We start from the raw sequence: 25,599 nt of genomic DNA, 5'->3' as shown, positions 1-25,599 counted from the left end.
ACCCGCGTAATGCTCCCGGGAGGCCTCCCTCTCTCCTCCTGACACAACCGCACGACGACGGTCGGGCGAGAGAAGAGGGAGGCCTTCTCATGACTGGGGCGAAGACGGCCGTCGAGTGGCTGGTATCGGTCGCGCCGGATCCCGAGGCCTGCCGCTGGGCATGGGAGCGCCATCCCCTCGGTGTCGCGTTGCTGCCCGCCGGCAGGGCCTGGGACGTGCTGATCCTGCCGGGTGACCTCGGCTGTCCGACTCTGGACGTGCTCACCCGGGTCCTCGACCAGCCCGGCCCGGTGCTCGCCGACTTCGGTGACAACCGGGTCGGGTTCTTCGTGCCCGCGGGCACCGCGGCCCGCTGGCTCGGCACCGGCATCCGCACCGCGGGACCCGGCACCTGGATCGTCGTGCCGTATCCGGGCCGGGCCGCCCAGGGCGTGCGCTGGCTGGTGCCGCCGGACGGCTCGGGCACGCTGACCGACCCGGCGCTGCTGGAGCTGGCGATGCACGAGGCGGCGGCAGGGCAGGTCAGGGGCGGGGAGCGGGACGGTCAGGGCACGGGAGGTGTCCGGGCACCGAGTTCGCCGGGGTCGCAGGACCCTTGACCTCCTGACGGCGTGGACGGACCGCGGCTCGTGCGCGCCCCACGGAATCCGGCCGTCGTCCTGCCCGGGCCGGCGAGGCCGGCGAACAGGGCGAGGGCGGTCAGCAGCACGGTGGACAGGCACCAGCTGGCCACCACGTCCAGCGGCCAGTGATAGCCGCGGCGGACCAGGCCGTACGACACCCCGAGGACGAGGGCCGCGCAGCCGGCCACCAGGGTGCGGCGGGCGGCCGCGGAGCGCAGCCAGGGGAGCAGGAGCAGGGTCGCGGAGCCGTAGGCGACGGCCGCCGTGGCCGTGTGACCGGAGGGGAAGTACCCCGCCCCGGGCGGCATCGCCGGGGTACCCGGCCGTGCGGTCCAGTCCTTGAGCGGTACGACGACCGCGGGGACCAGCGCCATCAGGAGGGCCGCGGCGAGCGGCGGCAGCCACCACCGGCCCGCACCGGCGGCACGCCCCCGCCAGGCCGCGAACCCGAGGGCCAGGACCAGCGCCGGGACGGCGACCTGGATGTTCCCGAGGTCCGAGAGAAGCTCGGAGGACCGGTCCGGATGGACGAGGGCCCGGCTGAGGCGGGCGTCCAGGTGCAGCAGCCGGCCGTGGCCAGCCACCTGCCAGGTGATGAGTGCGAAGAGGACGGCCGGGAGGCCGAGGAGCGGGGCGCGGCGGACTGCGGTCGACACGACGCTCAGCTTGACAGACGGGCTCGGCGAGAAGGAGGTCGGCCGCCCCGGAACAGGGGGGGCGTTCCGAGGCGGCCGTCCGGATCGGAACGTCGCGCGCCCCGGGGGGTTTGGGGCGGCGACCGTCCGATCGGTGAGGAGATCCCGGAGCCGTCAGGCGCCGGTTGTGTGCGCGAGGGCACGACCAGGTCGAAGCTGGGGAGGCCTCGGCCTGAAATCGCCCACAGTCCCCTGTGGGCGGGGTGTATCTCTCATCTGGGTAGAACCTACGGCAGGCGAAGGCGCTTGGGCAGACGGAATCGCGTCCCGTCATCCACCTCGCACACCTTCTTCACACGGCCTGCCGTAGGACCCCGTCACCCGTGCGGACCTCTCGCTCAGATGCGCGAAAAGGCCTGCTCGATGATGTCGAGACCCTCGCTCAGGAGGTCCTCGCCGATCACCAGCGGGGGCAGGAAGCGCAGCACGTTGCCGTAGGTGCCACAGGTCAGGACCAGCAGGCCCTCGGCGTGGCAGGCCTTGGCGAGCGCGGCGGTGGCCTCGGGGTTCGGCTCCTTGGTGGCGCGGTCCTTGACCAGCTCGATGGCGATCATCGCGCCACGCCCACGCACGTCACCGATGACGTCGAACTTCTCGGCCATGGCGGTGAGGCGACCCTTCATGATCTCCTCGATGCGCTTGGCCTTGCCGTTGAGGTCGAGCTCCTTCATGGTCTCGATGGCACCGAGCGCACCCGCACAGGCGACGGGGTTGCCGCCGTACGTACCACCCAGGCCACCGGCGTGCGCGGCGTCCATGATCTCGGCGCGCCCGGTGACGGCGGCGAGCGGAAGGCCACCGGCGATGCCCTTGGCGGTGGTGATGAGGTCGGGGACGATGCCCTCGTCCTCACAGGCGAACCACTGACCGGTCCGGCAGAACCCGGACTGGATCTCATCGGCCACGAACACGATGCCGTTGTCGTTGGCGAACTTCACGATCTCCGGCAGGAAGCCCTTGGCCGGCTCGATGAAGCCGCCTTCACCGAGCACCGGCTCGATGATGATCGCGGCGATGTTGTCCGCGCCGACCTGCTTGGACATCTGGTCGATGGCCTGCTTGGCGGCCTCGGGGCCGGCGTTCTCCGCCCCGGTCGGCCAGCGGTAGCCGTACGCCACCGGCACCCGGTACACCTCGGGCGCGAACGGCCCGAAGCCGTGCTTGTACGGCATGTTCTTCGCCGTCAGCGCCATCGTCAGGTTGGTCCGACCGTGGTATCCGTGGTCGAACACGACGACGGCCTGCCGCTTGGTGTAGGCGCGAGCGATCTTGACGGCGTTCTCGACGGCCTCGGCGCCGGAGTTGAACAGCGCGGACTTCTTGGCGTGGTCACCCGGGGTCAGCTCGGCCAGCGCCTCCGCGACCTCCACGTAGCCCTCGTAGGGGGTGACCATGAAACAGGTGTGGGTGAAGTCCGCGAGCTGGGCGGAGGCCCGCCGCACCACGGCCTCGGCGGACGCGCCGACGCTGGTCACGGCGATACCGGACCCGAAGTCGATGAGCCGGTTGCCGTCGACGTCCTCGATGATCCCGCCGCCCGCGCGCGCGGTGAAGACGGGCAGCACGGAGCCCACACCCTGCGCGACCACGGCGGTACGGCGGGCCTGCAGCTCCTGCGACTTCGGGCCGGGGATGGCGGTGACGACGCGGCGCTCCTGCGGAAGTGCGGTCATGGGGGGCTCCCTGATTGATCTTGCGTTGATCTGCGTACCGGGCGGTCCCGGACGATTCCGGGCGGTGCGTTTTCAGCCGCTTACCTATCTTTCTTCGCAGGCTAGGGCCGGGAGTGGGGGGTGGGCATGCTCCATGTGGGCGTTGTCGGCCGCTCCGGTTGTCCGCCGTGGACATAGCCGCGTGGCCCGGGTACGCCCGGTCGGCGGGCACTCCCGGCCGCGTAAGCGGTGAACTCCCCTTGCCGTGGCATTAGATTGGCTCGCTGATGGTGGACGGAGCGGCTGGTCAGGGGGCAAGGGCGATGGACAGCGACGGCACACGGGACGCACGCGGCACGCATGCGCATCCGGTACCTCGCCCGGCGACACCTTTCGAGGCCGGCGACGTACCACCCATGCCGACGGTACCGCCCGGTGTTCCGCCGCAACCGGACGGCTCGGCCTTCCTGACGTGGCTGCGGACACCCCGCCCCGAGGCGGTGCCCGGTGTGTGGCGCCTCGGGCACCGGCCCAGGCCAGAGCAGGAGCCCGAGCAGATCCCGGCCCGGCAACTGATCAGCGGCGCCCTGATCGCCTTCCTCGTCGGCTGGCTCGTGTGGTCGCTGCTGTGGAACGGCTACCTGGGCAGCTGGTGGGTGCTGCCGCTCTACGTGATGATCCCTGACTCCTGGACGGATCCCCACTCCTACGACCGAGTGATCATCAGCTACGCCTGGTACGGCGTCGTCGCGCTCACGATCATGATCGTCGTCGGGCGGCTCGGCCGCTGGGGCGAGGTCTGGCGCCGTTACGGCCCGCCCGCCTGGCGTTCGGCCGCGCCGGCGGCCGAGCGCCCCCCGGCACCCGAACAGGACCTCGCCGAATGGCCTCACCTGCGCCGCGCCGGTGCCCACGAGGCCGCGGAGCGGCTTGCTGCTGAGGCGAAGGCCGGGCTGATGCGGGATGTCGATCACGCGCGGATCAGCCGGGTCTGGCAGGGCGTGCGGTCGGGGCGGCACACGCTCGCCGGTTTCACCGGCGCCGTGCTCAAGGACGGCTCCGCCGCCTGCCTGCACCCCTCCGGCGAGCGCGACCTGCCCGTCCGGCACGCCCGCCACGACCTGCTCACCGGCCAGGTCCGGCTCGGCACCGCCGCCGACGACCCCCGCAACCCCTACCACTACCGCGGCGCCGGCCTGGGCCTCGACCCCGGACTGCTCGGCACCTCACTGCTCGCCGTCGGCCCGGCCGGTTCCGGGAAGACCGGCGCGGTGGTCCGGCCGCTCGCCGAGTCCCTGTGCCTGCACGCTCTCGCCGGGCGAGCCTCCGTCGTGGTCGTCGGAGCGGCGGGCGCCGGGCTCGGCCCGGCCGATGCCTACGACGTCGTCGTACGCATCGGCCAGCCGGATTCCGTCTACGACCTCGACCTCTACGGCGGCACCACCGACCCCGACGAGGCCGCGGCCATACTCGCCGAGGCCCTCGTCGGTGATCTCGCCGACCCGCACCCGGGCAGCGACAGCCGCCGCTCCACCACGGTCCTCGCCCAGCTGCTCGGCCCCTTCCACGCCGTCCACGGCCGGTTTCCGTCCGTACCCGAGCTGCGCGGACTCCTCGACGGCGCTCCCGGCCCGCTCGCCGCGCTGCGCAAGGCGCTCACGGACACCCGGCAGGACGGCCTGCTGCGCGAACTCGACGCCCGTGAGCGGCAGATGGCACACCCGGGTGACGTCGGTACGGTGCTCGCCGACCGGATCGCGCTGCTGGACCGGCCCGCCTTCGCGGCCTTCTTCGACACCTCCGGGCAGACCCGGCCGTTCTCGCTGAAGGCCCTCGACCACCCGGTCCGCGTCCGTATCGACCTGCCCCAGCGCGGCCACGCCGACGCCTCGCGGATCCTGGCCCGACTGGTGCTCGCCCAGTTCACCGCGGCCGTGACGGTACGGGAGGACCGGTCGCTGTTCGCCTGCCTGATCCTCGACGACGCCTCCGGTGTCGTCACCCCGGAGGCGGTCCGCGGCATCCAGCGGCTGCGCTCCGTGGGTGCCGGCGCGGTGCTCACCCTGCGCACCCTGGACGACGTACCCAGGCCGCTGCGCGGGCCGCTGCTCGGTGCCACCGGCTGCCGGATGGCACTGTCCGGCGTCACCCCCTGGGACGGACAGGACTTCGCCGACGTATGGGGCAAGGAGTGGACCGAGGCCCGGGACGTCACCGATCGGCAGATCATCGCCGAGACCCCGGCCGGCAAGGCCGTGCACATGCTGCGCCGGGTCATCACCGGGAAGGCCCCCACCGCTCGCGCCGTCACCGTCCGCCAGGTGGAGCGGGAGCGCTGGTCGGCTTCCGAGTTGGCTCATGGGGTGCCTGCGGGGCATGCCGTGTTGTCGTTGACGAGTGTGCGCGGGGAGCATGCGCCGCCGTTGTTGGTGGATCTGCGGGGGTGAGGGGGCACCGGGGGACCGTACGGTGAGGCAGAATCGGCGTAGGCCGTTCATACGTTGCGGCCAAGAGATCAGCGAAAGATCATCGGAAGAGCACCCGATCTCCTCACCGTGAAGGCCCCATGCCCCCGACCCTCGCCTCGCTCGTCCACCACTCCGCGCTCAAACTGACCGTACGCGCGGGCGAGGACCGACTCGACGTGCCCGTCCGCTGGGCCCACGTCAGCGAGCTGGCCGACCCCGTGCCGTACATGGAGGGCGGCGAGCTGCTGCTGATCACCGCGCTCAAGCTGGACGCGGAGAACCCGGAGGCCATGCGGCGGTATGTGAAGCGCCTGGTGGGGGCCGGTGTCGTCGGGCTCGGGTTCGCCGTCGGGGTGAACTACGAAGAGATTCCCGAGGCGCTCGTCGAGGCCGCGCGGGCGGAAGGGCTGCCCCTGCTGGAGGTACCCCGCCGCACCCCCTTCCTCGCCATCAGCAAGGCCGTGTCCGCCGCCATCGCCGCCGACCAGTACCGGGCCGTCACGGCAGGGTTCGCCGCGCAGCGCGAGCTGACGAAGCAGGCCCTCAACGCCGGGCCCGAGGGGCTGCTCGGCGCGCTCGCCGGGCAGGTCGACGGCTGGGCGGCGCTGTACGACGCCTCCGGCGCCGTCGTCGCCGCCGCGCCCGAGTGGGCCGGCCGGCGGGCCGCCCGGCTGACCGCCGAGGTCGAGCGGCTGCGGGAGCGGCCGGCCCCGGCCTCCTCCGTGGTCGGCGGGCCCGATCACGAGGACCGGGTCGAGCTGCACTCCCTGGGCACCGGGCGGCGGCCGCGCGCCGCGCTCGCCGTCGGTACGGCCGCAGCCCTCGGCACCGCCGAACGGTACGCCGTCCACTCCGCCATCGCCCTGCTCACTCTCGTTACCGAACGCTCCCGCTCCCTGCACGCGGCCGAGCAGCGCATCGGTACGGCGGTGCTGCGCATGCTGCTCGCCGGGCAGCCCGACCACGCCCGGGCCGTCGCCGGGGACCTGTACGGCGGGTTGCTCGACGCGCCGTTCCGGATGATCGTCGCCGAGTCGGTGTCCGGCTCGGCCGCACGGGCGCACGCGGACGCACACGCACACGCCCATGCTCACGCTCACCCGCGAGTGCCCGGTGCCGCCCAGCAGGCGTCCCCGGCCGCCGCTCTCGCCGCCGCCGGCACCGGCGGTGACCCGCTGGGCGGGCTGACGGAGACCGTGGAGTCAGCCGCCGCACGCTCCGGCGAGGCCGTGCTGATCGTGCCCGAAGGTGAGCGGCTCGTGGTGCTGGCCGCCGACGGCGGCGCGGCGGTGGCCGCCTGTACGCGGTACGCGGCGGCGCTGGAGGCGGCGCGAGCGGTGCCCGAGCAGTCCGCGGCCGACGAGGACGAGCTGGTCGTCGGACTGTCCGCGCCGGCCGGGCCGATCGCCGCGGCGGCCGCCTACAAGCAGGCCGAGCAGGCGCTGTCCGTGGCCCGGCGGCGGGGGCGCGTGCTGGTGGAACACGAGCAGCTGGCCGCCGGGTCCGTACTGCCGCTGCTGGCCGACGACGCGGTGAAGGCGTTCGCCGACGGGCTGCTGCGGGCGCTGCACGAGCATGATGCGACGGGGCGGGGCGATCTGGTCGCCTCCCTGCGGGCGTGGCTGTCGCGGCACGGGCAGTGGGACGCGGCCGCGGCGGACCTCGGTGTCCACCGGCACACCCTGCGCTACCGGATGCGGCGGGTCGAGGAGATCCTGGGCCGTTCCCTGGACGACCCCGACGTGCGGATGGAGCTGTGGCTCGCCCTGAAGGCGACGTCGACGGAGTGACCACCCCGGGGGCGCCCGCACTGCCCGAGCGCCGGCAGTGACCCCGCCATTCCGGCACACCCCCCACCCCGACTGCTACGACTCGGACAAACGACCCCCGGCCGCCCCCGCCCTACCGTGGACAGCGGACCGAAAGAACACCCCCCAACGCGGAAGGGCCGGGACTCACGACATGCCCCAGGAAAAGAATGTGGGGGCCACCCACGCCTTCTGGCTCGCCGGCCGCCAGGTCACCGGCGAGGACACCTTCGACGTCACCTCCCCGTGGGACGGCCGGCTCGTCGGCAAGGTCAGTGTGCCGACCGATGCCCAGGTCGAGGAGGCCGTGGCCGCCGCGTACGCCGTGCGGGACGAGTTCGCCGCCACCCCGGCGCACGTGCGCGCCGCCGCGCTGGACCACGTCAGCAAGCGGCTGGTCGAGCGCACCGAGGAGATCGCCCAGCTGATCTCCGCCGAGAACGGCAAGCCGATCAAGTGGGCCCGCGGCGAAGTCGGCCGCGCCGTCTCCGTGTTCCGGTTCGCCGCCGAAGAGGCCCGGCGGTTCAACGGCGGCGAGGCCCAGCGCCTCGACACCGACGCCGGTGGCCAGGGCCGGCTGGCGCTCACCCGCCGCTTCCCGAAGGGCGTCGTGCTCGGCATCGCGCCGTTCAACTTCCCGCTGAACCTGTGCGCCCACAAGGTCGCCCCGGCGATCGCCGCCGGTGCCCCGATCATCCTCAAGCCGGCCCCGGCCACCCCGCTGTCCGGCCTGATCCTCGGCGACCTGCTCGCCGAGACCGACCTGCCCGCCGGCTCCTGGTCGATCCTCCCGGTCGCCAACGACAAGATGCCCGCCCTCGTCCAGGACGAGCGCCTGCCGGTCATCTCCTTCACCGGTTCCGAGAAGGTCGGCTACGCGATCATGGACTCGGTGCCGCGCAAGCACTGCACGCTGGAGCTGGGCGGCAACGGAGCGGCGGTCGTGCTCGGCGACTTCGCCTCCGACGCCGACCTGGACTGGGCCGCGACCCGCATCGCGACCTTCTCCAACTACCAGGGCGGCCAGTCCTGCATCTCCGTGCAGCGGGTCATCGCGGACGCCTCCGTCTACGACCGTCTGCTGCCGCGCATCGTCGCCGCCGTGGAGGCCCAGGTCACCGGTGACCCGAGCGACGCCAAGACGGACGTCGGCCCGCTGGTCAGCGAGGACGCCGCCAAGCGCGTCGAGGCGTGGGTCAAGGAGGCCGTCGAGGCCGGTGCCACGCTCCTCACCGGTGGCGACCGCGACGGCGCCTCCTACGCGCCGACCGTCCTCACCGACGTGCCCGCGGACACCACCCTCGCCTGCGAGGAGGTCTTCGGGCCCGTCCTCACCGTGCAGAAGGTGGACGGCGAGGCCGAGGCCTTCGCCGCGGTCAACGACTCCAAGTACGGCCTCCAGGCGGGCGTGTTCACCCACGACCTGCAGGTCGCCTTCCGCGCCCACCGCGCCCTGGAGGTCGGCGGCGTGGTGATCGGCGACGTCCCGTCCTACCGCGCCGACCAGATGCCGTACGGCGGCGCCAAGCAGTCCGGCGTGGGCCGCGAAGGCGTGCGGTTCGCGATGGAGGACTACACCTACGAGCGCGTGCTGGTTCTCACCGGACTCGCGCTCTGACCTGCCACGGACAGGTCGGACGAAACGGCCGGAGCCCACTGTGCGGGGGCTCCGGCCGTTTCTGTTTCCCCTTCTTCTCCTCTTCTCCGCTCTCGCGGTTGCCGCGTGCTCTCCTCGCCGCTGCCTCTGCGCTTCCGGCCGTTCACGGTGATCGTTCTTGTTTCGGTAGCGGACGCAAAACATTTCGGAGGGTGTCTCGGTCGGACCGTACTGTGCGCTGCGGTAACGGTGTGATTACGTAAGGGCACCCTTACAAGCGGAGGGACGATCCATGTTGAGTACGTCCGGCAGCAAGATGCCGCCAGCGGGGACCAGCCCGCTCACCACCGAAGCCGCGATCCGCACCCGGGTCGAGGTACCGGTGAATCTCAGCGACGGTTCCTGGCGCACCGCCGAAATGATCAGCTTCTCCGGACTCGCCGACGGACGGGAGCACATCGCCGTAGTGTTCCCGTCCGCACGGTCCGTACCCCTGGTGCGTGTGCATTCGGAATGCCTCACAGGTGACGTGTTCGGTTCCGCCCGTTGCGACTGCGGACCGCAGCTCGCCGAGGTGGTCGACCTGTTCGCCGAGTCCGGCGGAATCCTGCTGTACCTGCGCCAGGAAGGGCGCGGCATCGGGCTGTACAACAAGCTGGACGCCTACCGGGTCCAGGACGACCAGGGCCTGGACACCTTCGCCGCGAACCGTGAGCTGAACTTCTCGGACGACTTGCGCGACTACCTCGTCGCCGCGCAGATGCTGCGCGCCCTGGACGTGCCGCGCATCCGGCTGCGCACCAACAACCCCGACAAGGTCGGCCAGTTACGGGGCTACGGCATCGGTGTGGAAGAGGTCATCCCCACGGGCATCCACCGGACCGAACGCAATCACGACTATCTGCGGGTCAAGGCCGAACAGGGCGGACACACCATAGAGCTTCTGGGGGAGTCCATATGATCCAGCACCGTGGACCCATCAGCGGCATCGCCGCCTGGGGGGACGAGTACGTGGCCACGGCCGGCTACGACAACCAGGTCATCTGCTGGGACCAGCGGACCGGTCGCGCGGTGGCCCGCTCGTTCCACGACCACCTGGCCAACCAGTGCCAGTTCGCGCCGGACGGCACACATCTGCTGACCTCCTCCAGCGACTACACCGCCCGCCTGTGGACCGTGCCCGACCTGCGGCTGGTGGCGGTCCTCGGGGATCACGAGGACGACGTGGAGATGTCCGTCTTCCACCCGCGCGAGGAACTCATCGCCACTGCCTCCCGGGACCACCGGGTGCGGGTCTACGACTTCACCGGCCGGCTGCTGCACCGCTTCGAGGGGCACACGGCCGACGTCATCTCCGTCGAATGGGCCCGCGACGCCGACGAGTTGATCTCCTCCAGCGACGACGGCACCATCAAGCGCTGGTCCCTGCAGACCGGCGGCATGATCGCCGACCTGGACATGGACGGCGTGGAGACCGACACCGTCGCCATCTCCTCCTCCGGCACCATCTTCGCCGGCAACGACGAGGGCCAGATCATCGTGGTCGACCCCGCCGGACGCACCACGGTCCCCGCGCACGACGCGGGCATCAAGCGCCTCGTCCTCGACGACGCCCGCAACCTGCTGGTCAGCCTCTCCTACGACCGCACGATGCGGCTGTGGGACGTCTCCTCCGGCGCGCCCGAGGCCCGGGACACCACCGCTCTGCCCGACGACGTCTGGCCCCGCTCCTGTGCCTTCGCGGGCGGCACCCGCCTGGTGTTCGCCACCTTCGGCGCCACCTACCGCGGCTACGACTACCAGGCGCGCACCTGGGACACGGCCGTCGTACCGGTCACCGGCGGCGTCAACGCGGTGCTGCCGGAGCGCGGCGGTTCGACGCTCACCGTCGGCGACGCGGGCGTGGTGCGGCGCGGCGGCGAGCCGGTGGCCGAGACCGGCAGTCTGTGCAACTTCCTCACCCCGCTGGGTGGTCTGGTGCTCTCCGGCGGCCAGCTCGGCAAGGTCTTCGACGCGCTCACCGGCCGCGAGCTCCACCAGCACCGCTCGCCGCTCAACTGCGGCGTCGCCTTCGAACGAGACGGCCTGAGCTACGCCGTGGTCGGCGCCTACACCGGCGAGGGGCTGCTGCTGAAGCTGACCGGCGACACCGTCGAGCACATCACGGACCTGGCGCTGAACGTCAACGCCGTCAAGGACGTCGCGGTCTCCGGCGACCTGCTGTTCTCCGTCGCCGCCGACGCCTCCGCGACCTGGTACCGCATCTCCACGCTGGAGAAGGTCGCCACCGTTGAGGACGCCCACGACAAGATCGCCAACGGGTGCACGGGCCTCGGCGACGGCTGGTTCGCCAGCGTCAGCCGCGATCTGAAGCTGCGCATCTGGCGCCCCGACCGCACCGTGCAGGTCCTGTCGACGCCGCACACGCACTCCGTCAAGTGCGTCGCCGCCGACACCGACGGCCGCCTGATCGCCACCGGCAGCTACGACGGCCGTATCGCGGTCTACGACCGGACCGACGACCGCTGGTCCGTGACCGAGCGGCCCACCACCTCCGGCATCTCCTCCCTCGCCTACGACGCGGCACGCAAGCTCTTCGTCGCCGGTTCCTACGACGGGCAGGTCTACACGGTCGCCGGCTGAACGGCAGCGGGAGCGGGGCCCCACCCGACGCGGCGCCCGGCGCCCGACACGAGCGGTGCCGCGGCAGCGCGTCCGCGCGGCACCGTCCGTGCGTGCGGCCCCCTCCTGCTCGCGGCCGCCCTCGTCCGCCCCACACGACAGGACTGAATGACCCATGCCCAGCCACCGGATAGCCGACCGTTACTCCGTCTCTCCCACGCCTGCTCCGCCGCTCGACGAGACGGCGTACGCGGACGTGCTGCGCTCCGACTTCCAGGACCACTACGTCAATGGGCGCGACGTGTGGACCGCGGAGGAGGCCATGCGCGAGGCTCCCCGCCTGCTGCTGCGCGCCCTCGGCGACCGTGCCGACGCGCACATCCTCGACATCGGCACCGGACACGGCCGCGACGCCGCCGTCCTGAGCGCCGCGGGCTGCCGGGTCACCGGCATCGACCTCGTCGAGTCCCCCGAGTGGGCCGAGATCACCGCCCGCAGCCAGGGGCGGGCGCGGTTCGAGGTGTCCTCGCTGCCCGACCTGGACGGCACGGCCGTCTACGACGCCGTCCTCGACAACGGCTGCCTGCACCACCAGCACCCCGACGGCTACGGCCGCTACCTCGGCCGGATCCACGAACTGCTGCGCCCCGGAGGCCTGTTCACGGTGTCCGTGTTCCAGTCGGCGGACGGCCCGGGCCGGCTCTTCGCCAACGGGGCGCGGCGCCTGTACCGGGAGTTCACCGAGGCGGAGCTGACCGAGCTGGTCACCGCGCACGGCTTCAGTCCCGTTGAGGTGCGGCTGGTGCCGCGCGGGACGGGCGGGCTGCACTACCTGGTGGGCACCTACCGCGCCGCCGACGCGAGCACGGGAACGGGCTCGGGCACCTCCGGGGACGGGGAGCGATGAGTGCGGTCCGCACCGAGGGCGAGCCGGTGCCGGCCCGCCGACGCGGCGGCCGGCTGTCCGGCGTGCTCGCGGAGCTGACCACGGCCGCGCTGCTGGGCGGCTCCCTGCTGGGCACCGCCCCCTCGGCCGCCGCCCGCCCCACCGCGGGCGCCGCCGGGGGCACCTGGTCCGGCACCTGGGGCACCGCACCGGCACCCGCCGCACCGGACGGCGTCTCGCAGACCGGCATCGAGGACCGCACCGTACGCATGATCGTGCACACCTCGGTCGGCGGCGGTGCGCTGCGGCTGCGGCTGTCCGCCGTCCACGGCACCCGGGACCTGGTGCTCGGCCGGGTCACGGTGGGCCGTGCCGAGTCGCCCGCCTCGGCGGCAGCCGTCCCCGGCAGTCTTCGCCCGGTCACCTTCGGTGGCGCACCGGGCACCGTCGTGCCCGCCGGGACGGAGACCGTCAGCGATCCGCTGCCCTACGACGTGCCCGCCGACGCCGACCTGCTGGTCAGCGTCCACCTGCCCAAGGCGACCGGCCCCACCACCTGGCACTGGCTCGCCCACCAGACCAACTACCTCTCCGAGCCCGGCGACCACACCGGTGACCAGGGCGCGGCTGCCTTCACCGACGCCGCCACCTCCTGGTTCTTCCTGACCGGCGTCGACGTGCGCGGCCCGGCCACGCGCGGCACCGTCGTCGCGCTCGGCGACTCGCAGACGGACGGCGGCGGTTCCACCGACAACGGCAACGGCCGCTGGACCGACGCCTTCGCCCGCCGGCTCGCCGCCGTCCCCGCCACCCGGGGCCTCGGCGTGCTCAACAAGGGCATCGGCGGCAACCGGGTGCTGCGCGACGGCGCCGAGACCGACCGTCCGCAGCGCGGCACCAGCGCACTCGGCCGGCTCGACCGGGACGTGCTGAACCAGTCCGGGGTGCGTGCCACCGTCCTCTACGAAGGCATCAACGACCTCCAGCTCACCCCCGGCGCGAGCGCCGATGAGGTCCTGGCCGGGCTGCGCACTCTCGCCGAGCGGCTGCACGCGCGCGGCATACCGGTCATCGTGGGCACCCTCACGCCGTTCAAGGACTCGGCGCTGTGGACGGCCGACGCCGAGCGGCAGCGGGTCGCGCTGAACGCGGCGCTGCGCACCTCCCGGGACTTCGACGCCGTCGCCGACTTCGACGCGGTCGTGCGCGACCCCGCCGACCCGCAGCGGGTGCGCTCCGGTTACGACTCCGGAGACCACATCCACCTCAACGACGCCGGCTACCGGGCGGTGGCCGGCGCCGTGCCGACCGACCTGCTCACCGCCGGTGCCCCGGCGGACTCCGTAGCGCACACCGATGGGAGGCACCCGTGACCGGCGCCCCGGCGATGGCCAACCCCAACACCCTGTCCGACCGGGCCGCGATGGGTCTGCCCGACTCCTTCGTGGCACGCACCGGCCCCTGGCTGCTGCGGGACCACCGTGACCTGCTGGGCGCGCCCGCCGACACCCTCGTCGCGGTCGCGGAGGACCCCGAGCTGTCCTTTCCGCGCCGCTACGCGGCCGGTTGGGTGCTCGGCCTGATCGGCGACCCCCGCATCCGTCCCGACGACCCGCCGATGGCGGACGTCCCCGCCGCCCGCGTCCGGCTCGGCCTGGACCCCGACGAGGTCGGCCGGGTCACCGCGCGCTGGCGGCACGCCGGGGTGATCGAGGACTGGATCGCGAAGGAGTGCCCCGTGCACGAGGTGGAGCTCCCGGCGTTCCGTATCGCGCTGCACCCGGTCACCAACGCCGAGTACCGGCGCTTCCTGGAGGACACCGGCCGCACGGCGCTGCCGACCTCCTGGCGGTTCGGCGGCTACCCCGAGGGACTCGGCAACCACCCGGTGTGGACCGTGTCGCCCGAGGCCGCCGACGCCTACGCCGCCTGGCTCTCGGCCCGTACCGGCCGCGCCTTCCGGCTGCCGACCGAGGCGGAGTGGGAGTACGCCGCTGCCGGTCCCGAGGGGCGGGAGTTCCCCTGGGGCGAGTCGTTCGAGCGGGACCGTGCCAACACCGTGGAGGCCGGGCCGCTGTCCACCACCCCGATCGGCGTGCATCCGGCCGGACGCTCCCCGTTCGGAGTGCACGACATGGCGGGCAACGTCGAGGAGTACACCGCCGACGACTACCGGCCCTACCCCGGCGGCAGCGCCGTCGCCGACGATCTGGCCGTCACCCGGGGCAGGTACCGCATCGCCCGGGGCGGCAGCTTCACCCGCTTCGGCGACCTGGCCCGCACCCGACGCCGCCACGGCTGGTACGACCGCGACATCTACGCCATGGGCTTCCGGCTCGCGGAGACGCCGTGACGGGGCGGGTGACGGCCACTCGGAGTCCGTACCCGTCCGACGAGCCGGTCCCGGCACCCGGCTCCTCGGCCGAGGAGCCGACCCCGCCGCCGGCGTCCTCGGCCGAGGAGTCCGCCATGCGCCGGGCCGTCGAGCTGGCCGCGACGGCGCTGGGCCGGACCAGCCCCAACCCCGTCGTCGGCTGCGTGGTCCTCGGCGCGGACGGCACCCCGGTGGGGGAGGGTTTCCACCGGGGTGCCGGCCGGCCCCACGCCGAGGTCGAGGCGCTGGCCGCGGCCGGGGACCGAGCGCGCGGCGGGACCGCTGTGGTCACCCTGGAGCCCTGTTCGCACCAGGGCCGCACCGGGCCCTGCACCGAGGCGCTGCTGCGGGCCGGCATCGCCCGCGTGGTGTACGCGGTGCCGGACCCCGACCCGACGGCGGCGGGCGGCGCGCGGCGGCTGCGGGACGCCGGGGTCGAGGTGACCGGCGGGGTGCTGCGTGCCGAGGCCGAGCGCGGCAACGAGCTGTGGCTGACCGCCGTCCGCCGGGGACGGCCGTGCGTGACATGGAAGTTCGGCGGCACCCTGGACGGCCGGGCGGCGGCGCCGGACGGCACCTCCCGGTGGATCACCGGCCCCGAGTCGCGGCAGGACGCGCACACCCTGCGCGCCGCGCACGACGCGGTGCTGGTCGGCTCCGGCACCCTGCGCACCGACGACCCGCACCTGGGCCTGCGGCACGGCGTGGCGGGCGCGCCTCCGCTGCGTGTCGTCCTGGACCGCGACGGCACCATCGCGCGGCACGCGCGCGTGCTCGACGACACGGCCCCCACCCTCGTGGTCACCGGGCCGCACACGCCCGGGCCGACGCTGCCCGGCCGGCACGAGGTGCTGCGGGTGCCGGTCACCGACGGTGCGCTCGACCTCGCCGCCCTGCTCGGACATCTGTGGGGCCGGGGCGTGCGCTCGGTCCTGCTGGAGGGCGGCGCCCGACTCGCCGCGTCCTGCGTCGCCCAGGGCCTTTTGGACCGGGTCGTGGCGTACGTGGCGCCCGTGGTGCTGGGCGCCCCCGCCCGCCCCGTCCTCGGCGACTTCGGCGCCGGCACCCTCCTGGCGGGCCTGCGGCTGCGGCTGGGCGAGGTGACCCGCCTCGGCGACGACGTACGGCTGCTGCTGCGCACGCGGGACCTGCCGGCCGACGCGACGGCAGCCGCCGCCGGGAGCCGCACGGGACCGGATCCGGAGCGCGCGGAGAGCCGTACGGCGGAGGGAGGCGGGGCATGAGCCACCGGATCGCGGTGGTGTACCACAGCCGGCACGGCACCGTGCGCGCGCTGGCCGCGCTCGCCGCCGAGGGGGCGCGGGAGGCCGGCGCCGAGGTGCGGCTGCTGCGCGTCGCGGACGACGGAGCCGCAGATCCGGGATGGCCCGAGCGGCCGGCCGAACCGGAGGACGTCCTGTGGGCGGACGGACTGGTGCTGGCCTGTCCCACGTACTACGGCAATGTGTCCTCGCCGTTCAAACGGTTCCTGGAGTCCACGTCACCGCTGTGGCGGCAGGGACTGCTGGCCGACCGGGTGGCGACCGGCATCACCGTCTCCACCCAGCGGCACGGCGGCCGGGAGGCGACATTGACGGCCCTTCAGCACACCCTGTACCACTGGGGCTGCTGGGTGGCCGGGGCCGACCCGGCCGACCCGGTCACCCGCGCGGCGGGCGGCACACCGTACGGGCTGGCCGCCGACAACCACCGGGGCGACCCGGCCCCGCACGAGCGCGCGGCTGCCCGAGCCCTGGGCCGCCGCCTGGCCCACCTCACGGCCCGGGCCCGCGCCACACCCGCCATGTCACCCCTGCTGACCACCGTCCCCGCCCGGCGGCCGGCACCGGCGGGGCAAGCCGACGCCACCGCCCCGGGCGAGCCCGCCCCCGGAGCCGGGCCGCACGGAGCGCTGCCCGAAGGCCCGACGGACAGCGTTGTCCGCCCCGCGTGTTCCGGGGTCGCTGCCGGAGTGGGGCCGGGCGGGGCGCCGGCCGGTGGTCGGGCGGACGGTGTTGCCCGTCGCGCGCGCTCCGGCCGACTCGACGCCACGCCCCGTCCCGTCCGACTCGCCGTCGTCTACCACGGTGAGGACGCCGCCACCCGGATCCTCGCTCAGGAGGCCGCCGCGGCAGGGCGGGCCCTCGGCTCACGGGTGCGGCTGCGGCGGGTGCCGGGCGGGCGCGGGGGCCGTCCCGCGACATGGCTGGGGCCCTGGGCCGTGCCCGCCACCCCCGAGGACATCGCCTGGGCCGACGCGGTGCTGTTCGGCGCGCCGGTCCGGCTGGGCGCCCTGGCCGCGCCGCTGCTGGACTTCGTACAGGCGCTGGAGCCCGCCGAGGGCGGCCGGAGCCCGCTCTGGGGCAAACCGGCGAGCGGCTTCGCCACCAGCCCGGCGACGCACGCCGGTTCGGAGACGGCCGTCCTCGGCCTCGGCCACATGCTGCTGCACGCCGGCGCGGTGCTGGTCCCGCCCGGCTATACCGACCCGGCCGTCGAGGCGGCGGGCGGCAACCCCTACGGCACCTGCCACCCCCGGACCGCGGGCGACGTGCCCACTCCGCAGGCCAGGGCCGCCGTGGCCCACCAGGGCCGGCGCACCGCCCTCGCGGGCGACCTGCTCCGCCGCGCCCCGCGCCCGCGCCGCACGGTACGGCAGGACACCGTGCGCACCGACCCCGAGCGGTTTGTCACCCGCACCAATGGAAGGAGCACGGCATGAGCGTGCAGCAGTACGACGAGATCGGCGAGACCTACGAGGGCTTCAAGTCGCTGCCGATGGCCCACTACGCGGAGTCCGCGAGCTTCCTCGCGATGCTCGGTGACGTCCGCGGCGCGTCGGTGCTTGACCTGGCCTGCGGCACCGGCTTCTACACCCGGCAGATCAAACGCCTGGGCGCCGCCGACGTGCTGGGCGTCGACATCTCCACCGAGATGGTCGCCGCTGCCCGCGCGATGGAGGAGCGCGCCCCGCTCGGCGTGCGGTACGCCGTCGCCGACATCGCCGAACTGCCCGAGCCGGAGCGCCCGTTCGACGTGGCGAGCGCCGTGTACCTGCTCAACTACGCCGAGGACGCCGCGGCGATGGAGCGCATGTGCGAGTCGGTGCACCGCAGCCTGAGGCCCGGCGCCCGCTTCTGTGTGCTGACCCAGGCGCCCGCCTACCGCTTCGACGGCCCGGACATGGCCAAGTACGGCTTCACGTACGAGCCGGTCGGGGAGGGCCCGATCGGCCCCCGGGTGCGTATCACCGCGCTGCTCGACCCGCCGGTGGAGTTCGTGACGTCGTACCCGCGGCGCGAGGTGTACGAGCAGAGCCTGCGCAAGGCCGGCTTCCACGACCTCACGTGGGTGCCGCTGCACGTGCCGGAGGACGGCCTGCGGGACCGGGGCGCCGACTACTGGGCGGACTTCCTCGCCAACCCGCCGCTGACCATGTTCCACTGCCGGGCCTGACCGCGCGCATCCGGGGAGCGGGAAGGACGGGAGTCCTCGTCCGGCCGTGCTGAACGGCTGGACGAGGACTCCTTTGTGCCGCCGGGGTGTCCGGCTCGGTCCGGTGTGGCGCGACGGGGGAATGGATACGCCGACCGTCCGCCCGGATCACCCCGACGGCAGCTTGGGGGAGGGACACCCGGCCCGCCTGCCCGTCGACACGGTGCATGCGGCGGGCCGTTCGGCGTCCGGCACGGTGAGCCGTCCCCGTGCCGGACGCCTTGTAACAGCGATGCTTCCACCGCAGCCCAAGCAGTGGAGCACCCTTCGGCGCGGTGCCGGCGATCCCCAAAGACCGGCACCGGCCGTTTCCCGGCCGGACCCGGGGGCCCGGCCGGGAAACCTCACTGCGCCGTGGCCGCGGGCCGCAGGCGCCGGGAGAGCAGGACGCCGATCACGGCCAGCAGCGCCGTGAAGGCGAACAGGCCGCCCAGCGCCGTACGCGTCGTCGAGTCGTAGTGCTCGGCGATGGCCAGCGCCGCGCCGCCGAGCCCGGCGACCACACCGGTGGCGAGGGTCTGGGCGAGCTGGAGCGCCCCGCTCATCTCGCCCTGCCGCTCCGCCGGAGTCTGCTCCAGTGTGTCGGTCGTGGCGGCGTTGAACGCCACACCCATGCCGATGCCGCCGACGGCCCAGCCCACGACCGCGAGCCACGCCGGGACCGACTCGGTCAGGATCGACAGGGCGATCACGGCCACGCCCAGCAGCAGGACGACGAAGCCGAGGACCACGCTGCCGGTCCGCCCGCCCGCCCGGGCGTCCCGCTTGGCCTGCCAGGCCGAGCCCACCACCCAGGCGATGGCACCCGCCGACAGGCCGAGGCCGGCCGCCCACGCGCTCTGCCCGCGCAACTCCTGCAGGCCCAGCGGCAGATACGCCTCACTGCCGAAGTACACCCCGCACAGCAGGCCCCGGATGACCACACCGGCACCCAGCCCCGCGCGCGCCGTCAGGGTCCCCTCCGGGGTGACCCGGCGCAGCGCCGGCAGGGCGACGGCGATGCCGACCACCGCGAACACGACCAGCAGGACCATGTTCTTCAGCAGCAGCGCCTGGAGCAGCACTCCGGTGCCCACCGTCAGCAGCACGGCACTGGCCAGCGGGCCCTGCCACCACGGCTCGGGCGGGGCCGCCGACTCCTCGGCCCGCGGGCGCTCCAGGCGGCGCAGACCGGGCAGCGTGAGCAGCGCCGCGATCGCCACGATCGGCAGCATCAGGAGGAACACCGCCCGCCAGCTGACACTGTCCGCCAGCGTGCCCGCGATGACCGGGCCGATCAGCGACGGGATCGTCCACGCCGAGGAGAGCAGGGCGAACATCCGGGCCCGCAGGTGCTCCGGGTAGGCCAGACCGATCACCGTGTAGGCCATGGCCATCACGGCGCCCACGCCCAGGCCCTGGAGGAAGCGGCCCACCAGGAACAGCGGCCAGGAGCCGGCCGCGCCGGCCACCGCGCAGCCCACCGCGAAGACGGCCATCCCCACGGCCACCGGCCCCCACGGACCCCGGCGGTCGGCGGCCCGGCCCGCGAGCACGGTGCCGATGATATTGGCGAGCATCAGTGCCGACAGGCCCCACCCGTAGGCGCCCAGACCGTCCAGACTGCGGGCGATGTCGGGCAGCACCGTGGCCACGCCCAGGGACTCGAACGCGACCATGCTCACCGAAAGGATCACGCCGAGACTCAGCGCGCGGTACGGGCCGGAGAAGACGCTCTCGGCCTGCGCCGGTTGCGCGGGCTCGGCGACGGTCGCGGGCCGCCCCGGTGCTTCCGGTAACTCGTCGGCGTGTTGAGACATCAGGTCTCCTCGTGTGAGAATTACGTTCCGATCCGGAACGGAATTATAAATATACTAGGAGCATGGTGAGCACGCCACAAGGCGCCGCGGGCGCCTCCCCCATGACGGCGCATCAGCGGTCGCGAGGCCGCCCGCGCGACGAACGCATCGACGGCGCGGTACGGCGCGCCGTGGTGGAGATCCTCAACGAGGTCGGCTACGGCCGGCTGACGCTGGAGGCGGTCGCCGCCCGGGCCGGCACCAGCAAGCCCACCCTGCGCCGCCGCTGGCGCTCCAGGCAGCACCTCGTGGTCAGCGCGCTCGTACACACGATGGGCACCTCACCGACCCCGGACACCGGCTGCACCCACTGCGACCTGATCGCCGGGATCCGCACCCTGAGTCATGCGTTCACCACCACCGTCGGGCGGCGCGCGCTGCCCGCGCTGATCGCGGACCTCGCCGACGACGAGGAACTGGAATCGGAGTTCCTGAACGGGCTGTTCCACCCGCGCCGGGCCGCCACGGCCGCCGCCCTGCGCCGGGGCATCCGGCGCGGTGACATCCGACCCGACGCCGACATCGACCTGCTGCTGGACATGCTCGGCGCCACCGTCTACTACCGGGTGCTCTTCGGGCATCTGCCGCTCACGCCCACCCTGGCCGAGGACGTGGTGGAGCTGGTCCTCACCGGCGTGGCCACGCCGCAGTGGCGCAGCCAGCACCAGGCCGTGGACGGCGTCTGACACCGCACCGGGTGACACGGAGTCCAGGGCGAACGGTACGAAGAAGGGATTGATGTGCTGAGCCGCGATTGTGAAGCGTCCGGTTTACAAAGGCTTCTGGCGTCGGCGGCGTCCAGCGCGGGGGCCAGCCTCCTGCTGGAAGGGGGCATCGGGTCCGGCAAGTCCTATCTGATGCGCGTCGCCGTCAGAACCGCGCGCGCCGCCGGATTCGACACGATCTCCCTCCGCGCCCGCCCGTCCGGCCCCGCCCTCACCTGCGACGTACTGCGCCAACTGAAGACAGCGGAAGGCGCGTCGGCCGGGCCGCCTGCCGGGGAACCGGACACCCCCGAGGCCGCCGCCGGCCGGCTCGACCAGCTCATCGGCGCGCTCACCCCACGCACTCCGCTGCTGATCGCGGTGGACGACCTGCACTGGGCCGACCGGCGTTCGCTGTGCTGGCTGGAACGTCTGATGGCTCGTCTGGAGGGGCTGCCGGTGGCGCTGCTGGCCACGATCGCCCCCGGCCTGGCCCCGCGCCGCGCCGCCACGGCACGCGGCGACGGCCCCGCGCGCGGCGATGACGGCACGACTGCCCTCGCCCGCGTCGTCTCCGACTTCCACCAGCGCACCGTGCTGTCCGGCCTGGACCTCGACGCCGTCGGCTACCTGCTGAACTCCTTCTTCGGCCGCCCCGTCGCCGATGCCCTGGTGCAGGCCTGCCACCGGGCCACCGGCGGCAACCCGCTTCTGGTGCACGCCCTGCTGCGCGAACTCAGACGCGCCGGCACCGTCACCGAACCGACCTGCGAGCAGATCGGCTCGCTCGGTTCGGTGGAGGTCGCGCAGACCGTCGCCGCCCGGTTCGAGGAACGTTTCCCCGGTGTCGGCCGGGCCCTGGACTCCGTCGCCGTCAGCGTGCGCGCGGGCACCGCCGCCCTGGTCGCCGACCTCGTCGGCATCTCCCGCACCGAAGCCGCCGACATGCTCCATACCCTCGTGCTCTGCGGTGTGCTCCAGCAGACCCGCGAGGGCGTGGCCTTCGCCCAGCCGATGATGCGGGTCTCCTTCCTCGCCGCGCTGCCGCCCAGCGAACACGCCCGGCTGCACACGGCGGCGGCCCACGCCCTGCACGCCTCCGCCGCCCCCGCCCGCGAGGTGGTCCACCACCTGCGGCACGCCACGCGCATCGGCGAACGCTGGGCCTACCGGCTGCTGTTCGACTCCGCCTGCGCCGCCCTGTCCCGGCACGACCTGGGCGAGGCCCGCACCCTGCTGGAGCGCTGCTTCCAGGAAGGGGGAGCGGGCGACCAGCCCGAACTGCTGCGCCGGCTCAGCCGGGTCCTGCTCTCCGCCGACGCGCCCGCCACCGCCGTCAGCCGGCTGCGCGCCCTGCCCCGGCCCCGCCACGGCGGCGACACCGCCGCCCTCGCCACCCTCGTCAACCTCGTCCAGGCCACCGCCCTGGACGGCGACCTGAACGGCGCCCGTCACGCCCTGCGGACCGCGCTCGCGGACCTGGGCCCACTCGACCCGGCCCAGGAACCGGCCGCCGGCGCCCGTGCTCTCCTCGGCGTCCTCACCCTGATCACCGGTGGCAACGGCACGCCGCTGCCCGTCCCGGTCGACCCCACCGCCGTCCGCACCCCATGGGTGCGCTGTGCCCAGGCGACGCTGTCGGCGCTCGCCGCCTGGGCGCACGGGGGACGCCGCGAGGAGGTCGTCCGGTACGCCCGCACCGGGCTGAGCGAACCCGACGACCCGTCCGACGTGCCCACCACCCCGCTCCGGCTGCTGCTCGCCCAACTGCTGTGCGATGCGGGGCACCACGACGATGCCCTGGACGCCTGCCGGGTGTTGGCCGCCGAGGCCCGCGAGGAGGGCGCCCACACCATGGCGGCCCTCGCCCAGACCGTCCTGGCCGCGTGCGGCTACAAGGCCGGGCGGCTGAGCGAGGCCGCCCGGGCGGCCCGCACGGCCCTCGCGGAGGGGCCGCCCGGGATCTGGGTGGGCAGCGGCATGGCCCGCTGCCGGCTCGGTGGCATCCTCCTGGAGACCGGGGACCTGGACGGGGCGCGCCGGCTGCTGCTGGACGACCTGGCGCTCATCGAACTGCCCGCGACGGCGCTGCCCGACCTGCTGTTCCACCGGGGGCGGCTGAACGGGACGCTCGGCCGCACCCAGGCCGCACTCGCCGACCTGGAGGAATGCGGGCGCAGGCTGCCGGACGGCATGTACCACCAGGCCCGCTGTCCGTGGCGCTCGGCCGCCGCCGCCCTCTACGCCGAGGCGGGCGACACTGCCACCGCGGAACGGCTGGCCCGCGAGGAACTCGAACTGGCCCGCGGCTGGGGCGCTCCGCACGCCGTCGCCGCCGCCCTGCACACGCTCGCCCTCGTCACCCGGGGCGGCCGGCGCGCCCCCCTCCTGAACGAGGCGGCCGAATTGCTCCAGGACTCCGGGGCGTGGCTGGAACAGGCCCGTGTGCTGCGCTCCCTGGGCCACGAACTGCGGCTGCTGCGCAAGAACCGCCAGGCCCGCGAACAACTGCGCGCCGCTCTCGCCCTGGCCGAGAAGTGCGGCGCCTGGGCCCTCGTCGCCGCGCTGCGCGACGACCTGGCCTCGGCGGGCGCCCGTCCCCGGCGCGGCGCCGAGACCGGCCTCGACGCCCTCACCCCGGCCGAGCACCGCACCGCGCTGCTGGCCGCCGAGGGCCTGACAAACAAGGAGATCGCCGACCGCCTGTACGTCACCCGGCGTACCGTCGAACTCCACCTCAGCCGCGTGTACCGCAAACTCTCCGTCTCCGGCCGCACCGACCTGCCCGCCGCCGTCGCCGAGCAGTTTGCCGACCCGGGCCGCCGGTCGCTGCGCCGCGTCGACACCACGATGGGCCCGCCGGACCGCCCCGTCTGCTCGATGACCCTCCGTCCGGCCTCGTGACCCGGCACGGTGCCGCCGATCACCATCCGGCCGAGATCCGAGGAGAACGCTCACCCGTTTTCTGCCTGCTGGTAAAGGATTTGATATCGGCGGTTCAAGAGTCTTGTTCTGTCCATGACTCTCCCGATGAGATGCGCCTGACCACTTCGTCCAGTTGGTTCGCCCAACTCGGGACGTCCCAGGATCTCTCAGGGGACCACATGCACATAGCCCGTACCGGGCGCGGCGTCGCGGCGTCCGCCGCCACCGTCGCACTCGCCGCCGCCGCACTGGCGGCCACCTCCCAGGCCGGCGCCACCACCGCCGCGCCCGCCGGCGTACCGCACACCTTCGCGGCACCGGCCATCGCGGGGCACACCCTGGTCCACGGCGTGGCCAGCCCGCTGCCCATCGCGCAGTGCCAGGCCAAGTGGCACATCAACTGCTACAACCCGCTGCAGTACCGCACCGCGTACAACCTGAACCCCCTGTACAAGAAGGGGATCACCGGCAAGGGCCGCACGATCGTCATCGTCGACTCCTTCGGTTCCCCGACCGTCCAGCACGACCTGGACGTCTACAGCAAGCAGTTCGGGCTGCCCAGCACCAAGGTCAAGGTCGTCAAGTGGGGCCACGTCCCCAAGTTCGACCCCAAGAACTCCGACATGACCGGCTGGGCCGGCGAGACCACCCTGGACGTCGAGATGGCCCACGCCGTCGCGCCAGGCGCCAAGATCGTCCTGGTGGAGACGGCGGTCGCGGAGACCGAGGGCACCACCGGTCTGCCGGAGATGATGTCCGCCGAGAAGCACCTGATCGACCAGGGCGTCGGCGATGTCATCACCCAGAGCTTCGGCGCCACCGAGAACACCTTCCCGGGCTTCGGCAAGGGCGACTTCTCCAGCATCAAGAAGCTGCGGTACGCCTTCGAGGACGCCCGGCGCAAGAACGTGACCGTCCTCGCCTCCTCCGGCGACGGCGGGGCCACGGACATGAAGCTGGACGGCAAGACGTACTACAACAAGCGGGTCAACTCCTGGCCCTCCTCGGACCCGCTGGTCACCTCCATCGGCGGCACCCAGCTCCACCTGAACGACAAGGGTGAGCGCATCAAGCCGGACAGCGTCTACAACGACTACGGCGCGGGCGGCGGCGGCCAGTCCCACGTGTTCACGCGTCCGTCCTTCCAGGACGGCGTGAAGAACGTCGTGGGCACCCGGCGCGGCACCCCGGACATCTCGATGGCCGCCGCGGTCAACGGCGGTGCCTGGGTGTACTCCAGCTACGACCCGACCGCCACCGGCTGGGACGTCAGCGGCGGCACCAGCGAGGCCAGCCCGCTCTTCTCGGGCATCGTCGCCCTCGCCGACCAGGTGGCCGGCCACCGCCTGGGTGACATCAACGGGGCCCTCTACACCCTTCTCAAGCAGAAGAACCCGGGCGTCGTCGACGTCAACGACGGCACCGACAACACCTACCAGGGTGTCAAGGGCTACAAGGCCGTCAACGGCTACGACATGGCCACCGGCGTGGGCACGCTGGACGCCCTCCGCTTCGTCCCGGCCCTGGCGAAGGCAGCCCACCGCAGCTGACGCCCCGCCACTCACCGGGGGAAGCCCCAGACGGCCCGGGTCCCCGACCCGGGCCGTCGGCGCGTGCCGCACGCGGCGAGCAGAGGGACCTGCGGCGCGGGAAACCTCCTCCGCAGGTCTCACCCGGACGACCAGGCCCTCGGACGACGAGCCGGCCCCGACGCTCTGCAGCGGCACGGCCGGGAACGTCCCCGTACTCCTCGAAGCATGGCGGCACTTCGGCGGAATCGTCCTGGGATCACCGGCCGTACGGACCTGGTCGAGCCGGTGCTGGGCGGCGCCGCGGACGTCGTGGCGCGTGACGAAGCGGGGCCGGAGGGCTTTCCGGTACGGCACTCCGCCCCGCAGTACGCATGTGCTTC

At 73.5% G+C, this 25,599-nt stretch carries 18 protein-coding genes; 15 read left to right on the top strand and 3 right to left on the bottom strand.

All coding sequences use genetic code 11. The features are described from left to right. Positions 1-89 precede the first annotated feature (89 nt). Entirely contained in the window at positions 90-599 is a 510-nt protein-coding gene (locus ACZ41I_RS24735; protein ID WP_468322518.1) for a hypothetical protein, read from the top strand. Here the strand turns inward: ACZ41I_RS24735 and ACZ41I_RS24730 are convergent. Continuing rightward, positions 545-1,279: a phosphatase PAP2 family protein gene (locus ACZ41I_RS24730; protein WP_468322520.1), complete on the bottom strand. Its 735-nt coding sequence runs from the start codon at positions 1,277-1,279 to the stop codon at positions 545-547. The two genes, ACZ41I_RS24735 and ACZ41I_RS24730, sit on opposite strands and share 55 nt — an antisense overlap. 377 nt (positions 1,280-1,656) lie before the next feature. After that, complete coding sequence (gabT, locus tag ACZ41I_RS24725; protein WP_363218120.1) at positions 1,657-2,991, bottom strand: 4-aminobutyrate--2-oxoglutarate transaminase; 1,335 nt, start codon at positions 2,989-2,991, stop codon at positions 1,657-1,659. 302 nt (positions 2,992-3,293) lie between these two features. Here gabT and ACZ41I_RS24720 point away from each other — a divergent pair, with 302 nt between their 5' ends. From ACZ41I_RS24720 to ACZ41I_RS24670, 11 genes are all read left to right on the top strand, one after another. Next, positions 3,294-5,417, top strand: a complete 2,124-nt coding sequence (locus tag ACZ41I_RS24720) for an ATP-binding protein (RefSeq protein ID WP_468515080.1) — start codon at positions 3,294-3,296, stop codon at positions 5,415-5,417. A gap of 119 nt (positions 5,418-5,536) precedes the next feature. Next, the gene (locus tag ACZ41I_RS24715; RefSeq protein ID WP_399770916.1) at positions 5,537-7,228 is read left to right on the top strand and encodes a PucR family transcriptional regulator; all 1,692 of its coding nucleotides are present in this window, start codon (positions 5,537-5,539) and stop codon (positions 7,226-7,228) included. Positions 7,229-7,418: 190 nt separating this feature from the next. Further along, complete coding sequence (locus tag ACZ41I_RS24710) at positions 7,419-8,864, top strand: aldehyde dehydrogenase family protein (protein WP_363218123.1); 1,446 nt, start codon at positions 7,419-7,421, stop codon at positions 8,862-8,864. Between the two features lie 271 nt (positions 8,865-9,135). Then, a complete protein-coding gene (locus ACZ41I_RS24705; RefSeq protein WP_468322529.1) occupies positions 9,136-9,804 on the top strand; it encodes a GTP cyclohydrolase II in 669 nt (222 codons plus the stop codon). After that, positions 9,801-11,486, top strand: coding sequence for a hypothetical protein (locus ACZ41I_RS24700; RefSeq protein ID WP_399770922.1), 1,686 nt, complete (start codon positions 9,801-9,803; stop codon positions 11,484-11,486). The genes ACZ41I_RS24705 and ACZ41I_RS24700 overlap by 4 nt, the downstream gene beginning before the upstream one ends. A gap of 154 nt (positions 11,487-11,640) precedes the next feature. Beyond that, positions 11,641-12,372 (top strand): SAM-dependent methyltransferase, encoded by a 732-nt coding sequence (locus tag ACZ41I_RS24695; RefSeq protein ID WP_468515079.1) that lies wholly within the window; start codon positions 11,641-11,643, stop codon positions 12,370-12,372. Continuing rightward, complete coding sequence (locus ACZ41I_RS24690) at positions 12,369-13,724, top strand: SGNH/GDSL hydrolase family protein (RefSeq protein ID WP_468515078.1); 1,356 nt, start codon at positions 12,369-12,371, stop codon at positions 13,722-13,724. The genes ACZ41I_RS24695 and ACZ41I_RS24690 overlap by 4 nt, the downstream gene beginning before the upstream one ends. Before the next feature lie 14 nt (positions 13,725-13,738). Next, complete coding sequence (locus tag ACZ41I_RS24685) at positions 13,739-14,704, top strand: formylglycine-generating enzyme family protein (protein WP_399771078.1); 966 nt, start codon at positions 13,739-13,741, stop codon at positions 14,702-14,704. Then, a complete protein-coding gene (ribD, locus tag ACZ41I_RS24680) occupies positions 14,701-15,969 on the top strand; it encodes a bifunctional diaminohydroxyphosphoribosylaminopyrimidine deaminase/5-amino-6-(5-phosphoribosylamino)uracil reductase RibD (protein WP_468515077.1) in 1,269 nt (422 codons plus the stop codon). Before ACZ41I_RS24685 ends, ribD begins: the two co-directional genes overlap by 4 nt. Further along, a complete protein-coding gene (locus ACZ41I_RS24675) occupies positions 15,966-17,447 on the top strand; it encodes a flavodoxin family protein (RefSeq protein WP_468515076.1) in 1,482 nt (493 codons plus the stop codon). The genes ribD and ACZ41I_RS24675 overlap by 4 nt, the downstream gene beginning before the upstream one ends. After that, complete coding sequence (locus ACZ41I_RS24670; protein WP_468515075.1) at positions 17,444-18,181, top strand: class I SAM-dependent methyltransferase; 738 nt, start codon at positions 17,444-17,446, stop codon at positions 18,179-18,181. The genes ACZ41I_RS24675 and ACZ41I_RS24670 overlap by 4 nt, the downstream gene beginning before the upstream one ends. A 383-nt stretch (positions 18,182-18,564) precedes the next feature. Here the strand turns inward: ACZ41I_RS24670 and ACZ41I_RS24665 are convergent, their stop codons facing one another. Continuing rightward, entirely contained in the window at positions 18,565-20,019 is a 1,455-nt protein-coding gene (locus ACZ41I_RS24665; RefSeq protein WP_468515074.1) for an MFS transporter, read from the bottom strand. Between the two features lie 62 nt (positions 20,020-20,081). Here ACZ41I_RS24665 and ACZ41I_RS24660 point away from each other — a divergent pair, with 62 nt between their 5' ends. The 3 genes from ACZ41I_RS24660 (at position 20,082) to ACZ41I_RS24650 (ending at position 25,237) form a co-directional block, all read left to right on the top strand. Beyond that, positions 20,082-20,744, top strand: coding sequence for a TetR/AcrR family transcriptional regulator (locus ACZ41I_RS24660; protein ID WP_363217599.1), 663 nt, complete (start codon positions 20,082-20,084; stop codon positions 20,742-20,744). A 54-nt stretch (positions 20,745-20,798) separates the two neighbouring features. Further along, positions 20,799-23,666, top strand: coding sequence for a helix-turn-helix transcriptional regulator (locus ACZ41I_RS24655; protein ID WP_468515073.1), 2,868 nt, complete (start codon positions 20,799-20,801; stop codon positions 23,664-23,666). A 200-nt stretch (positions 23,667-23,866) separates the two neighbouring features. Continuing rightward, a complete protein-coding gene (locus ACZ41I_RS24650) occupies positions 23,867-25,237 on the top strand; it encodes a S53 family peptidase (RefSeq protein ID WP_468515072.1) in 1,371 nt (456 codons plus the stop codon). Positions 25,238-25,599: the final 362 nt, after the last annotated feature.

Source organism: Streptomyces sp. NPDC030799 (genome assembly GCF_055572255.1).
Note: the sequence above shows the minus strand (reverse complement) of the source record. Positions and strands in the feature narration are given on the sequence as shown.

Coding starts and splice junctions, on each gene's coding strand:
- ACZ41I_RS24735 (WP_468322518.1), top strand. CDS start 90: ATGACTGGGGCGAAGACGGCCGTCGAGTGGCTGGTATCGGTCGCGCCG.
- gabT (WP_363218120.1), bottom strand. CDS start 2,991: ATGACCGCACTTCCGCAGGAGCGCCGCGTCGTCACCGCCATCCCCGGC.
- ACZ41I_RS24720 (WP_468515080.1), top strand. CDS start 3,294: ATGGACAGCGACGGCACACGGGACGCACGCGGCACGCATGCGCATCCG.
- ACZ41I_RS24715 (WP_399770916.1), top strand. CDS start 5,537: ATGCCCCCGACCCTCGCCTCGCTCGTCCACCACTCCGCGCTCAAACTG.
- ACZ41I_RS24705 (WP_468322529.1), top strand. CDS start 9,136: ATGTTGAGTACGTCCGGCAGCAAGATGCCGCCAGCGGGGACCAGCCCG.
- ACZ41I_RS24700 (WP_399770922.1), top strand. CDS start 9,801: ATGATCCAGCACCGTGGACCCATCAGCGGCATCGCCGCCTGGGGGGAC.
- ACZ41I_RS24695 (WP_468515079.1), top strand. CDS start 11,641: ATGCCCAGCCACCGGATAGCCGACCGTTACTCCGTCTCTCCCACGCCT.
- ACZ41I_RS24690 (WP_468515078.1), top strand. CDS start 12,369: ATGAGTGCGGTCCGCACCGAGGGCGAGCCGGTGCCGGCCCGCCGACGC.
- ACZ41I_RS24685 (WP_399771078.1), top strand. CDS start 13,739: ATGGCCAACCCCAACACCCTGTCCGACCGGGCCGCGATGGGTCTGCCC.
- ACZ41I_RS24675 (WP_468515076.1), top strand. CDS start 15,966: ATGAGCCACCGGATCGCGGTGGTGTACCACAGCCGGCACGGCACCGTG.
- ACZ41I_RS24670 (WP_468515075.1), top strand. CDS start 17,444: ATGAGCGTGCAGCAGTACGACGAGATCGGCGAGACCTACGAGGGCTTC.
- ACZ41I_RS24665 (WP_468515074.1), bottom strand. CDS start 20,019: ATGTCTCAACACGCCGACGAGTTACCGGAAGCACCGGGGCGGCCCGCG.
- ACZ41I_RS24660 (WP_363217599.1), top strand. CDS start 20,082: ATGGTGAGCACGCCACAAGGCGCCGCGGGCGCCTCCCCCATGACGGCG.
- ACZ41I_RS24650 (WP_468515072.1), top strand. CDS start 23,867: ATGCACATAGCCCGTACCGGGCGCGGCGTCGCGGCGTCCGCCGCCACC.